Here is a 12978-nt window from a genome sequence, read left to right as displayed (position 1 = left end):
ACTCTGTCTGCATCGGGTTTTCTTATAGCTTACGAAAATTTCTTTTCTACAAAACAGACTTTTTCATAATCTAACCCGATGTACAACCCTTCTGTGAGATTTCCGCGTCGAGAGACAGACATGCGCAAACCACCCTGCAAGAACAGGCGTGATCAGATAGCGGACCTGCGCTTTGGCGCGACGGATTTTTGGAAAGGCGAGAAGTTTTGACTTTTTTGGAAACAGGCAAAAAACCATAACTGCCACCAGATCGGTAGCATCTATTCCCGTTCCTCCCGAATGAACGATATGGCTCTTCTCGAACCAGTCCGCGACCATTGTGCCAACAGCCACGGAAACGACATCCAGACCGCGAACGGTCATTGCCAGAATACTATGGAGGTAGGGATAAGGCTCCCTCAATAACTGGCGTATAGCCGGGACCTCCACCAACGGCTGAGCGCCCTCGATGTCAGAAGCCACGTAACCTGAATCCACAACCAAGCGTCGGTCACTCATCAGCATCCACTCTCCCGACACATAGCGGACAGCTTATAACACCAAGATCAATCATCGTGACTGAACGGTTAAGAACGATACAACCCAGCTTCCAGCACCTCAAGAGATGTGGGCAGGCATGCCATTACCAAACCGTTTATAACCGTGTCTCTACACGATGCGAAACGAATATTTCAAATCGCTGAGACCTGTTTTTATCCTGACGCTTCAAAAAAAGCAGCTTAAAAAACGTCAAAAAAACATCCGCGCATTCATTTGTCTTAGTGCTGGTAAACTGCCCCCATTCTCAGGGAATTAATAAAAACGACGAAAGGGCAGCAGCTTTCCGCCGTTTTCACATAACCTGAGTTATTTCCTCAGGCATCAGCCCCCATACGGGTCTGATCGACAAATTTTTCAGTATCATCATCCAGAGTACGGGATTTGCGTCCCCCCGGACCGTGAACATACAACTCCTTGACGTTCATCTTATCAACCACATCCGGCTGGACAGGCATCTCATAACGCGGCCTGCGCATATGATCCGCCAGTTGCAGTTTGGGATTGAAAACGGAATTGAACTTCCAGATCATTTTAACAAAGTTCGTCTGCCCTTTGCTCAGCAGACGGGCTGCGATTCCGACCGTATCCCGAAGAGCTGACCACCCCATGTGCTTGGTGTTCAGAACCTGCTGGGTTTTCACCAGTTCCTCGTAGAACTCGGGCAGGGACAATGTCGTCGGTAAAACCGCATGCTGGATATCAAAAAGACGATAATCTCGCGTTGTGAGACGACGCGCTTCCTTGTGCCAGATCTCCGTACCCGGATAAGGCGTCGTCACCGAAATATTGACGATATCCGGAATCTCAAGACACCACTGACGGATCGTCTCAAACCGCTCTTTTGTCCATGACGGATCCGCAATGAGATTGATCGCCACCATCAGTCCCAGTGAACGGGCATATTCAAGCGCTTCAAAATTGCGGTCCACAGAAACACGCTTACGGAATTTTTTCAGTCCTTCCTCATCGACAGCTTCAAGACCAATGAAGATGTAACTGAGGCCGATCTCACTCCATTCCTTGAAAACTTCCTTGTTGCGGAGGAGGACATCCGCGCGGGTTTCAAGGTAATATTCCTTCTTGATCCCACGCTTGCGGATTTCCGCAGCAATCGCCAGACCGTGCTCTGCATGAACAAACGCGACGTCATCAACAATGAAGACGCCCGGCTCCTTCAGAGCTTCCAGTTCATCGGCGATAACTTTCGGATCAGCCGTGCGGTAGGAACGACCATAAAAAGTCCAGGCGCTACAGAACGTGCAGTCCCAGGGGCAACCACGCGCGAATTCGATGGAAGCTGCCGGATCAAGCGTACCAATAAAATATTTGTTCCGGTGACGTAGCAGATCACGAGCGGGCCGCACTTCGTCAAGACTTTTGACGAATGTCGGAGGCGGCCCCTCGAACTCCGTCGTCACAACGCCCGGCACCTGGGAAATATCACCATTCAGCCAGCCTTCAAGCAACGGACCGATGCTGGGCTCGCCTTCACCCTTGAGAATACAGTCGATCGCGCCTTCCGACAGACCAAGAACATCCTGCGGAATGAAAGAAACGGAATGACCGCCTACAATGGTGAAGCAATCCGGAAAACGATCTTTCGTCTCTTTACAAAGATCGACAATTTCGGGGATGTTCGCGAGATAATTTCCGCAGAAGCAGACAGCGTCAGGCCGAAATTCCTCGACCAGCTTCCAGTAATCCTTATGCTTCTCAACCTGCAGATCTATGAGCTGCACATCGTGACCTGCGTTTCTCGCAGCACCCGCCACCAGTTCCAGCCCAAGAGGCTCCAGTCTTAGAAACACTCTTGTGTACATCAATGCACTGGGATGTACCGCCAAAAGTTTCATGAGGTCGCCTCCGGGATTTCACTTCAGTATTCTTGTTACGTATTGTCGACCGAATAAGGAGCATTGTCACACGTTTTCGGGAAATACCTCCTATTCATTGACAGGTTACCGTGGTTTGTTCTGCCCTGAATCCGGTTTACCATATGTGACTTCAGTATCAGGGGTCGCATTGGACGTGCCGGGTTTCGGCAGCGCCGTGCCTGCATAAGGCGCGGGCTCATAGCCCTCCCTTACGCCACCCCCCGCAGGCGGCGTCTGATAATTCGCCTCCCGCTCATGGCGTTCCTCCGCTTCGGCTGCTTCAGGGATATTGCGACCGGGGCGCTCCGGCGGGACATCAATATTGTCACCGGCCCTCGGATCAGTGCCGGACAGTCCGCAGGACGCCAGAAAGGCGACAGGCGTGAAGATCAAAACCCATCGCGACACATTCATTATGGCCGGGCGACACATTGTACTTTCTGAACCGAAACGGTCCGGATCAAAGCTTGCGGGCTTCTTCCGGCAGCATGATCGGAATTCCATCCCGAACCGGAAAAGCCAGACCGGCACGCTCGCTGATCAGTTCCGAAGCCTCACGATCATAGATCAGCGGCCCTTTTGTCACCGGGCACACGAGAAGAGACAGAAGCCGCTGATCCAGAGGGGGTGAAATCTCGGTGGTCGTCATGACTGTCTCCAAAAAAAAACAAACAGAAATTCTATACAGGCCGGGCGCCGCCGTTCTGCGATCCGGAAAGATCAAGAAGAGACTGCAGCACCCGCGCCCGCTCGGTCAGCGTATCCGCCTCAAGCAATGCCTGCTTTTCCGGAGAAGGGAAAGGACAGATCATCGGCAGCGCAACCAGAAGGGCGTCATCCGCCATCTGATCGATCACTTCCCACCGTACGCCCATGCCGCGGGACTCAAAATACTCCTTGAGCGATTCCAGCAGCAGTTTCCGGTCAAACGGCGCGGAGGGAATCTCATTCAGATCACCCGCATAAGCGGAAACATCGATACGCGCGCGACGATATCCGCGCGCGCCTTCACTCTCACGCAGATAACGAAAACGGCTGATACCCGTCAGCGTAATGGCGTACGTATTGTCCAGTCGCTCCACGAAAGATGTGATTCGACCGATGCACCCCACCTCGAACAGATGTGGTTCCGCCGCAAAGTCCTCATCATCGTCAATCTCGCTGAATGGCTGGATGATGCCGATCAGCCTCTGATCAGCCAGAGCATCCTCGATCAGCCCGACATAACGCGGCTCGAAGACATTCAGCGGCAGCTTCCCCCGGGGCAGCAACAGAGTGCCGAACAGAGGGAAAAGCCCTATTTCCGCCGGAAGATCCGCCAGGGTGATGTCACCGAGGCGGGGAACTCTCCGCGGCGTATTGTCATCGAAAAAGTGAGAACCTGTAGCCAGACCCATTCCTCCTCAGGAGAACAGCATGGAAGAAAGACGACGACGCGACGACACTGTTGCCGGGTCCGTATGTCCCCACGCTTCAAAGAACTTGAACAGCAGCTGTTTGGCAGCGCCTTCTTTCCACTCACGGTCCGCCTTGATGATCGCCAGCAGTTCGGAAGCCGCCTCTTCGCGGTGACCGGCGACATTCAGCGCATTGGCAAGATCCATCCGTGCGTCAAAATCATCCGGGTTAGCCGCAATGCGCTTGCGAAGCTCATCAGCTTCACCCGCCACCTTCCGGCCCTCACGCTTCAGTTCCAGCTCCGCGCGAGCGCCTTCGACCTCCGGATGCGCTGTGATGGCCACAGGCACATCGGCCAGCGCCGCAGCCGCCGCTTCCTCATCGTCCAGCGCCAGCATGGCGCGGATGAGACCACCCCACGCCGCCGGATTCTCGGCTTCATCTTCCAGCACCGCGGAATAAAGCTCGGCGGCACGGGCAGGCTCTCCCGCCTCCATCGCCACACCGGCCTCCACCAGCAGATCGGCGCTCGGAAGCGTGCCGCCACCAGCGGCCTTCAGCACAGTCTCAACGAACTGCTTGACCTGACTTTCCGGAAGCGCGCCCTGGAACAGGTCCAGAATCTGACCTTTCCAGAAAGCCGCCACCATCGGGATGGACTGAAGCGGCAGCCCCAGACGGGTCAGCTGCGCGGCAAGGTTGCGGTTGGCTTCGATATCGACCTTGACGAGTCTGATCCGGCCCTTGGCCGCCGTGACAACGCGCTCGATGACCGGCGTCAGCTGCTTGCAGGGGCCGCACCAGTCCGCCCAGAAATCAACCAGAACCGGCACATTGCGGCTGGCTTCCAGCACGATCTGCATGAAATTGGCTTCGGTTCCATCCATGATGATGTCGCCGCCAGCCTTCTGACCGGGAGCCACCGAAGCCCCACCATGCGGGCCGGCTCCGCTACCGGCGGGAGGCGCTGAACGGTTCTGGCCGATTATATAATCCATCGTCTGCAATCCTGCCTTCCTGCAACCGTCACACGCCTGCCTGCACCAGGCTCAGGTTTAGCCATGGCTCAGGTTTAGCGCAGGGACGCGAAAACAGAAACCCGCCTTCAGAGCGAACGTCCTCCTCCGGCAGGCTTCCTCAAAACACCACTGCACCGCCACGCTCTTCAGAAAGAAAAACGAGCAGCGACAGTTCTGCCTTTCAGGTGGATTGAAGACAGGATCGTTTCAAGAGGGGGACAGCCATGACACGAAAGGCATATCCCCGCTCTTGCCGCAATCAGGCCAGCAGTCCGCCATCCACGGGGATGGCCGCCCCGGTGACATACCCGGCATCCGGTCGGGCGAGGAACGCCACCATGCGGGCAATGTCTCCGACATGACCATAAGCGCCGGTCGCGACGAAGCCTGCAAGCGCCGCCGCGCCCTCGGCATCCGCCGGGTTCATGTCTGTGTCGATCGGGCCCGGCTCCACTACGTTGATGGTGATGCCTTTCTTACCGAGGTCACGGGCAGCGCCCTGCGCAAAGCCACGCAGCGCGGCTTTGGTCGCGCCATAGAGAGACAGGCCGGGGAAAGGCAGACGCCCCGCAAAGGCCGACCCCATCAGGATGATGCGACCACCACTCTTCATGTGCTGGAGCGCTTCCCGTGTCTCGATCATGACGCCACGGACGTTGAGGTTCAGAACTTTCTCAATGTCTTCGATACTGGCCTGATCGATGGTTGTGTAAGGATAAGCGCCAGCATTGCACACCAACGCATCAATCCGCCCAAAATGCTTCACGGTTTCGGCGATGATTTTTTTGTTGCCTTCAACGGTCGCGCCATCGGCCTGAATGGCCTTGGCTTTCCGCCCGATCTGCTCGATTTTCCTGCACAACTCATTAGCCTGCGCTTCGCTCCGCGCATAGGAAAACGCGATATCGAATCCGTCTCTGGCGAGATGTTCGGCCACAGCCGCGCCAATTCCACGGCTTCCACCGGTAATGACAGCAACACGATCAGTCATGGTTGATATCCCTGTTCTCAATGATGTCGAGAGAGGCTTCTGGCCATAGGTATGATGAGAAATCCACAATCCCTGCCTTCCCGGCCACGCAGAACGGTGACAGGCAAGGTGGGACATCAATATCACGACACCTCGTTTCCTTGCCGTTTCCGCCTGTCCTCATGCTGTGAGGTTTGCGCTCAAAAGGCATGAATGGGATAGAATGATCTTCCTAAAAAATTGCCTGATTTTCCACAGCGCCAATCGCCCGGACTATTTTCATGACTTCTGATACCCTCAGAAAAATCCAGTCGCGCGTCGCTGCTCTCTGTCAGGATAAAGTCGTCAGGACCGCCATAAACTGCCTGACCCTCTATAAATCCGAGCGGAAAACCGATCCCGTTCTCTTCGTTTACGAACCCCGTATCTACATCGTCGTGCAGGGCAGCAAGCAGGTCTCTCTTTACGACAGAATCTACGACTATAACGAGCGTCAGTATCTCGTCTCAACAGTCGATCTGCCGGTCTCAGGCATGATCACAGAAGCCTCACCCGAAAAGCCCTATCTCGCAGCCTGCATCTCTTTCTCTCCACTGGATATTCTGGAAGTGATCGAAGCATGCGGCTCAGAGGCCCTGCCGCGTCCCTCTTCCCGTTCAGGCATGGGGCTCAGCGCATTGACCGATGATCTGCTCGATACGGTGCTGCGTTTACTGAACTGTCTGAATTCGGAACAGGATATCCATTTTCTCGCGCCTCTGATCAAAAAGGAGATCATTTACCGGATGCTTGCGGGGGAGCAGGGAAAAACACTGTATGACATTGCCAATGACAGAAGCGATCTGTCCGGCGTCAATCGGGCCATTGCCTTCCTGAGGCAGAGTTTCACTGAAAATGGAGACATGACCGCCCTTCCCCATCTTGCCGGGATGAGCCGCTCCCGATTCTACAAGAAATTCCAGCAGGCCACCAACCTCACCCCCCTGCAGTACCGCCTTCGCCTCCGGATGCAGGAAGCCCGCCGTATGCTGCTCCATGACGCGATGTCCGTGGCTGAAATCGGATTTCGCGTGGGATATGAAAGTCCTTCCCAGTTCAATCGGGAATACAGGAAGGTGTTCGGCCTGCCGCCTCATGCCGACATGAAACGTATCCGCACGATCGGCATCGACCGTTACAAGGATGAGAACGAAGCGATCTGGCGGTAGGGATTTTGTAGACTTTGCTCCTTCCTCACCAACGGCTTGCTTTTGGACACTGCTATTCCCGACTTATCAGGAGCACGCGCTCCTTGCTGGACGTGACCAGAGCCCGCATTGGCAAGAAACGGCCAGACGTCAAAACGCTTCAGCCCTTTTGCGATGATCGCTTTCTGCCACCCGCTTTCCGCTGGTTCGCCGGGTCATCCACGCGGTTCCACCAGCCGCCACCCAGCGATTGAAACAGCCCGACCGTATCGGACAATCTCGCGCCCTGCGCCTGCGCCAGAGCCAGTTTCGCCTGCAACTCGGCCTGCTGCGCATTCAGCATTGCCACCCGGCTGACATCACCCAGACGAAGCTGCGCCTGTGAGATGCTGGCGCTTCTCGTCGCCGCCTGCGCCGCGTTCTCTGTCTGGATCAGCATCTCGGAATCATTGTGAACAGCATTCAGACTGTCAGCAACGTCCTCGACCGCCGTGGTGATGGTCGAGCGATACTGCGCGGCCGCTTCATCGTAACGGCGGCGCGCCCCGGTTTCCTGATGCTGCAATTCAAATCCGTCGAAGAGCGGCTGACTCAACATTGCCGCCAGTTCCCACTGACCAAAGCCCGGCGCCGCCATCTGAGCGATGCTTGCCGCCGCAAAGCCCGGTGAGAACCCAAGCTGCACGTTCGGCAGACGGTTGGCGATCGCCACGCCCACATGCGCGCAGGCAACGTGATAGTAGGCTTCAGCGGTTTTTATGTCCGGCCGCTGATTGATGAGCTGTGCGGGCAGACTGACGGGCAGTTCGGCAGGCAGCGTAAAGCGGGCCAGTTCGAACTCCGGCGTCGGCTGATCCGGCGGATCGTTCGCCAGCGCCGCGATCTCGTCATGCAGGGCGTCCAGCGTCTGCCGGAGGGTCGGCAATGTCGCGCGGGTCTGCGCCAGAAGCGTCTGCTGCTGCGCCAGATCGGCCATCGACACATCGCCCAGCTTCTGCTGCATCTCCATGGAATGCAGCACCCTCTCCTGCTGGTCGATCAGCACATTGGTGACAGCGATTTCCTCACGCACCATCGCATAGGAAATGGCCGCATCCACGGCGGAACTCGTCAACGTGAGCCAGGCCGCTTCAAGCTGGTATTTCTGCGCCTCCCGCTCGGCAGCGGCAGCTTCGACCTGACGGCGCACCCCGCCCCACAGATCCGGCGAATAGGAAATATTCAGCTGCGCCGTATGCATGTTGTAAAGCCATGAATTGGCCATCGGCACGTTGGAATAGGCCCGAGACGTCTTGAAACGGGCCGGATTGAAGTAACCGCTGACCGACGGATACAGCGCGCTTTCCGAAGCCAGCTTGTCCTGCTGGGCGGCGTAGAGCGACTGTTTCGCAGCTTCCAGAGACGGATTGCGCGCCAGAACCCGTTTCAGAAGCTGATCGAGTTCCGGATAATGGAACAGCCGCCACCAGTCGGCGGGGATGTCCGCGCCGGGCTGGAAAACCTGATCGCCATCCTGCGCCGACTGTGATCCTGCCCGCCCACCGCTGCTCTTGGGCAGACCGCCCTGCACATAAGCCGTCACGGGCGCGGCTGGTCGGTGGAAGTCCGGTCCGACCGCACAGCCCGCCAGTATCAGGACGCTGAGCGACACTCCGACATAACGAGGCAGAGTGCTGAAACGGCCGTTCCACGTCATGACCGGTCTCCCGCGTCGCCGTTCTGGAGCGCGTCCATCCGGCTCTGACGCCGCCGTTCGAACATGGCTTCCATCTCGGCGTAATAGGTCGGCAGAATGAACAGGGTGAGGATGGTGGCGATCCCCAGTCCGCCCACCACGACCGTCGCCAGACCGCGCTGCACGTCCGTGCCAATGCCGGTTGCGATCGCGGCCGGCAGCATACCGACGGAAGCGACCGTCGCCGTCATCAGAACAGGACGGAACCGCTCGCCCGCTCCTTCCAGCACGGCGTCGCGCAGGGAATTACCTTCCGAGCGCAGTCTGTTGATGTTGGAAATCATGATGATTCCGTTCTGGATCGCCACGCCGAACAGCGCGATGAAGCCGACCACGGTGGCGACGTTCAGGGTCTCCCCGCGCACATGCAGCGCGATCAGGCCGCCCAGCGTGGCGAGAGGCACGACGGCCAGCACCAGCACGGCCTGACGGAACAGGCGGAATTCTCCAAACAGAAGCATGAGCATCACGGCGAACATGATGGCCAGCGCCACGCTCAGCCGGGCCTGCGCCCGCTGCTGCTGCTGGAAGGTTCCCGCCCATTCCAGACGATATTTCGTGGTGTCGAAATGCACTTCACGATCGATATGGGTCTGGGCATCCGTCAGATACTGTGACAGTGGCCGGTCGCCATTGTTCACGCGGATGGTGATCTGACGCCGGTTATATTCATGGGCGATATTGCTCTCGCCTGTTTCCAGCCTGATTTTCGCCAGCGCTTCCAGAGGAATGTGATCGCCCGACGTGCCGGTCAGAGGAAGGTGCCCCAGCTTCTGAAGATTGGCCGTCTCGTCAGGCTGGAACCGCACCGTCATGTTGTAGGTCCGGTCACCGACATAGACCTGCGTGACGGGCGCGTCGCCGATGCCGTTCTGGATGACCGCCATCACGTCTGATACCGAAACGCCATAACGGGCGATGGCCGGACGGTCCACGGCAATGGAGAGTTCCGGAATTTCCGGTCCCTGAAAGATCGAGGCGTCGCGTGTGCCGGGAACGGCATGCAGAATACGCACGATCTCGTTGCCGATCCGTCGCAACTCTCCGAAATCCTGACCATAGACACGCAGAACCAGTGGTGAATGAGCGCCGCCGACAAGGTCGTTCATGCCGTCTTCAATCGGCTGACTGATATCGAAGCTGATGCCGGGAATCTGCCGCAGCCGGTCGCGGAGACGGTGCTCGAACTGCGCCTTGGTCTCGCCAGAGGGCCATGTGCTGTAGGGCTTCAGCCCTACCGGCATTTCAATATGGGATGGCGTCCAGGGGTCTGTGCCGGAATCATTCCGCCCAAGCTGCGTGATGGCGTAGGAGATTTCAGGAAACTCCTTCACGGCCTTGCGGATTTCGCTCGCCATGGCGCTGGCCTTGTCGAGCGAGATGCCGGATGGCAGTCCCACCTGAAGCCACAGCGCGCCCTCGTCCAGTTCAGGCAGAAACTCGCGTCCGGTGCTGAGACCCAGCACGATCACCAGAGCAAAGGCCGCCCCACCCCCGAGATAGGCCAGAAACGGCCGATCCACGATATGACCCAGCCAGCGGATATACTGGTGATGCAGCCATTCCAGCGGCCGGTTGTGGAACAGCCGATGCGGATTGCGCATGGCCAGCCACGCGAGAGCAGGCGTAAGCATCGTGGCGCTGAGCAACGCACCGAACAGCGCGAAACTGACTGTGAAGGCCATCGGGCGGAACAGCTTGCCTTCCGCTCCGTCGAACGCGAACAGCGGGCTGTAGGCCACGATGATGATCAGCGTGGAGAACAGGATCGACCGACCGATATGGTTGGTGACGCCAAGAATGTCCTTCATCTGGATCTTCTGCGTCGGCCGCTCTTCGCGGATGCGCAGGATCGCTTCCGTCACCACGATGGCGCCGTCCACCACCACGCCGAAATCAATGGCGCCCAGCGAAAACAGATTCGCGGGCATCCCCGCCAGATCCATGATCACGAAGACCATCGCCAGCGCCAGCGGAATGGTCACCGCCGCCACCAGTGCGCTGCGCGGACTGCCGAGAAACACCAGCAGCACCACGACCACCAGCAGAACACCCTTGAAGACGGTGTCCATCACCTTGTCGGTGGTCGCGTTCACCAGCGTATCGCGGTCGATATAGGGGACGATCTTCACGCCCAGCGGATCAAGCTGCTTCTGCAGCAGCTTCACCTGCGCATGAACCTTTTCCAGCACCAGCGAAGCGTTCTGACCGCTGAGCATCGTCACGATGCCCTCGATCGTGTCCGGGTTGGAATCCTTGCCCAGAATGCCTTCCCGCACCTGATGCCCCATCTGGAGACGCCCCAGATCGTTCAGCAGGATCGGCACGCCGTGATGCTGGTTGACGGCAATCTCGCCCATGTCGTCCAGCGTCCGGACGAGGCCGGAACCACGGACCACGTAAGACTGCTCGCCGCGCGTCACCCGTCCGCCGCCGGCATTGGCGTTGTTGTTCTGCATCGCCGTGATGACGTCGTTCAGGCCGATGCCGTAACGCTGCAACGCGCCGGGATTGAGGACGAGCTGATATTCCTTGGTGAAACCGCCGAAATTATTGACCGCCGCGATGCCGGGGATCTGCTGGAGCGCCGGCATGACGATCCAGCGCTGGATATCCGAAAGCTGCATCAGGTTGGCGCGGTCGGATTCCAGTGTGTAGCGGTAAATCTCGCCGGATGGGCCTGTGACCGGCCCGAGGCCCGGCGTCGCGCCATACGGCACCGTGACCTGCGCCAGTTGCTCGGTCACACGCTGCCGGGCGAAATAGACGTCCGTGCCGTCCTTGAAGATCAACGTGATCAGAGAAAGCCCGAACGTGCTGCTGGAACGCGTGTCCACGATCCCCGGCGTGCTGGCGAGCTGACGCTCGAGCGGAATGGTGATCTGCTGTTCGATCTCCTCGGCGGCCAGACCCGGCACCTGTGTCGAGACCTGCACGGTCGCCGCTCCAAGATCGGGATAGGCTTCGATGGCGATGTTGCGCCATGCGAACAGGCCGGCGACAGCCAGAATGAACGCACCCAGAAAAACGAGTTTACGCTGACGCAGGCATCCCGCGATGATGGCGTTAATCATCGTTGAGCAGGATCGCGCCGGTGGTCACGATACGGGCGCCGGGAGCAAGCCCGGAGGTCACCCGGCACAGAGCGCCGTCATCATAAATGACCTGAACCTCCCTGCGCTCGAACACATGCGGGGCCGTCTCCACGAACACCGTCACCTGATCGTTGTTCATGACCAGCGCCGACTGCGGCACGGAAATGGTTTCCGGCTGCGGGGCCATGACCGTCATGTTGGCATACATGTTCGGATGCAGCTTGCGATCCAGATTCTGGAGAATGACGCGCACCATCAGCACCTGCGTATCGGCCTGCATGATCGGCTCGATACCCGACACGGTGGAATGGAAGATCTGGCCGGGAAAGGCGGGAAGCGTCAGATTGACGGCCTGCCCGAGTTCCACGTTGCGGATGTCGCGCTCGGGAACACTGGCGACGGCCCAGACCTCCGCGATGTTGGTCACCACCGCCAGAGGCTGCGTCAGATCCACGACATTCATGCCCGCCGTGGTGTTGACGCTTCCGACCGCGCCCTCGATGGGCGATCGCAGCGTGATGACGCCGCCCGCATTCACACTGGTGGAGAGGGATTCAAGATGCGTGCGGGCGCGCTGCTCTTCGGCCTGCGCCTGCGCGTAGCCGGTCTTTGCGGTCTCTACATCCTTGACCGCCTCACCTCCGGCGGCCAGCACGCCCTGCGCACGGCGAAGCGTCCGGCTGGCGAGATCGAGCGCCGCCCGCGCCTTCAGTTCGTCGGCGGACGCCTGCGCCGCGTCAGCCGAGAGAATGTGAGCGATTTCGTCTCCGACATCCACATGCTCGCCCACCCGAACAGCGACATCGAGCACCTTTCCGGCCGCAGGCGAGAAGACCGTGACGTTTCGGGACGGTTCCGCCACGATGACGCCGGGAGCGGTCGTGCCACGGTTCCAGTGACTGACACTGACCGCAGCAACCGCCAGTCGCCGGTCCACCGGCGAGCCTTCCGGCACCACGATCCGTCCGTCCGATCTGTGCTGCACGGGCGCCTGTCCATCCGCATGCGCCGAACCAATCGCCAGCACGCCCATGCACAGCAACGCGGCGGCCTGTCTGGCCATACGCATCAATGCCTGTCGGCTCCGGACAGACCAGCCGAAGACAGAACCGGCCGCCGAAAGAGCGACCTTGAACCGCACGATACAGGGGTCATGAGTC

General features: G+C 58.6%; 11 protein-coding genes. 1 reads left to right on the top strand and 10 read right to left on the bottom strand.

Annotated elements, in window-relative coordinates; genetic code table 11:
• Window positions 1-63: 63 nt before the first annotated feature.
• From GVI59_RS13425 to GVI59_RS13395, 7 genes are all read right to left on the bottom strand, one after another.
• Window positions 64-498: a hypothetical protein gene (locus GVI59_RS13425; RefSeq protein WP_242013101.1), complete on the bottom strand. Its 435-nt coding sequence runs from the start codon at window positions 496-498 to the stop codon at window positions 64-66.
• Between the two features lie 356 nt (window positions 499-854).
• Window positions 855-2393: a hopanoid C-3 methylase HpnR gene (gene hpnR, locus GVI59_RS13420; RefSeq protein ID WP_173574710.1), complete on the bottom strand. Its 1539-nt coding sequence runs from the start codon at window positions 2391-2393 to the stop codon at window positions 855-857.
• A 105-nt stretch (window positions 2394-2498) separates the two neighbouring features.
• Window positions 2499-2822: a hypothetical protein gene (locus GVI59_RS13415; RefSeq protein WP_338422103.1), complete on the bottom strand. Its 324-nt coding sequence runs from the start codon at window positions 2820-2822 to the stop codon at window positions 2499-2501.
• A 52-nt stretch (window positions 2823-2874) separates the two neighbouring features.
• Window positions 2875-3063, bottom strand: coding sequence for a Trm112 family protein (locus tag GVI59_RS13410; protein ID WP_173574709.1), 189 nt, complete (start codon window positions 3061-3063; stop codon window positions 2875-2877).
• A 31-nt stretch (window positions 3064-3094) separates the two neighbouring features.
• On the bottom strand, window positions 3095-3811 hold the full coding sequence (locus GVI59_RS13405; RefSeq protein WP_173574708.1) for an LON peptidase substrate-binding domain-containing protein: 717 nt from the start codon (window positions 3809-3811) through the stop codon (window positions 3095-3097).
• A 6-nt stretch (window positions 3812-3817) separates the two neighbouring features.
• Complete coding sequence (locus GVI59_RS13400; protein ID WP_173574707.1) at window positions 3818-4810, bottom strand: tetratricopeptide repeat protein; 993 nt, start codon at window positions 4808-4810, stop codon at window positions 3818-3820.
• A gap of 280 nt (window positions 4811-5090) precedes the next feature.
• Window positions 5091-5822 (bottom strand): SDR family NAD(P)-dependent oxidoreductase, encoded by a 732-nt coding sequence (locus tag GVI59_RS13395; RefSeq protein ID WP_173574706.1) that lies wholly within the window; start codon window positions 5820-5822, stop codon window positions 5091-5093.
• A gap of 260 nt (window positions 5823-6082) precedes the next feature.
• Between GVI59_RS13395 and GVI59_RS13390 the strand changes: the two genes are divergently transcribed.
• Entirely contained in the window at window positions 6083-7009 is a 927-nt protein-coding gene (locus GVI59_RS13390; RefSeq protein ID WP_173574705.1) for an AraC family transcriptional regulator, read from the top strand.
• Between the two features lie 139 nt (window positions 7010-7148).
• Here the strand turns inward: GVI59_RS13390 and GVI59_RS13385 are convergent, their stop codons facing one another.
• Genes GVI59_RS13385 through GVI59_RS13375 form a run of 3 tightly spaced genes read right to left on the bottom strand, consistent with a single transcriptional unit; the run spans window position 7149 to window position 12959 of the window.
• Entirely contained in the window at window positions 7149-8684 is a 1536-nt protein-coding gene (locus GVI59_RS13385; RefSeq protein ID WP_173574704.1) for an efflux transporter outer membrane subunit, read from the bottom strand.
• A complete protein-coding gene (locus GVI59_RS13380; protein ID WP_173574703.1) occupies window positions 8681-11797 on the bottom strand; it encodes an efflux RND transporter permease subunit in 3117 nt (1038 codons plus the stop codon). Before GVI59_RS13380 ends, GVI59_RS13385 begins: the two co-directional genes overlap by 4 nt.
• A complete protein-coding gene (locus tag GVI59_RS13375; protein WP_338422102.1) occupies window positions 11790-12959 on the bottom strand; it encodes an efflux RND transporter periplasmic adaptor subunit in 1170 nt (389 codons plus the stop codon). The genes GVI59_RS13380 and GVI59_RS13375 overlap by 8 nt, the downstream gene beginning before the upstream one ends.
• Window positions 12960-12978: the final 19 nt, after the last annotated feature.

Source organism: Acetobacter sicerae (genome assembly GCF_011516765.1).
GTDB lineage: Bacteria > Pseudomonadota > Alphaproteobacteria > Acetobacterales > Acetobacteraceae > Acetobacter > Acetobacter sicerae.
This window is presented reverse-complemented; position numbering and strand designations above follow the sequence as displayed.

Excerpts from the sequence above, each read along its gene's own strand:
- GVI59_RS13390 (WP_173574705.1), top strand. The coding sequence starts at position 6,083 with ATGACTTCTGATACCCTCAGAAAAATCCAGTCGCGCGTCGCTGCTCTC.
- GVI59_RS13410 (WP_173574709.1), bottom strand. The coding sequence starts at position 3,063 with ATGACGACCACCGAGATTTCACCCCCTCTGGATCAGCGGCTTCTGTCT.
- hpnR (WP_173574710.1), bottom strand. The coding sequence starts at position 2,393 with ATGAAACTTTTGGCGGTACATCCCAGTGCATTGATGTACACAAGAGTG.
- GVI59_RS13425 (WP_242013101.1), bottom strand. The coding sequence starts at position 498 with ATGAGTGACCGACGCTTGGTTGTGGATTCAGGTTACGTGGCTTCTGAC.
- GVI59_RS13400 (WP_173574707.1), bottom strand. The coding sequence starts at position 4,810 with ATGGATTATATAATCGGCCAGAACCGTTCAGCGCCTCCCGCCGGTAGC.
- GVI59_RS13380 (WP_173574703.1), bottom strand. The coding sequence starts at position 11,797 with ATGATTAACGCCATCATCGCGGGATGCCTGCGTCAGCGTAAACTCGTT.
- GVI59_RS13395 (WP_173574706.1), bottom strand. The coding sequence starts at position 5,822 with ATGACTGATCGTGTTGCTGTCATTACCGGTGGAAGCCGTGGAATTGGC.
- GVI59_RS13405 (WP_173574708.1), bottom strand. The coding sequence starts at position 3,811 with ATGGGTCTGGCTACAGGTTCTCACTTTTTCGATGACAATACGCCGCGG.
- GVI59_RS13385 (WP_173574704.1), bottom strand. The coding sequence starts at position 8,684 with ATGACGTGGAACGGCCGTTTCAGCACTCTGCCTCGTTATGTCGGAGTG.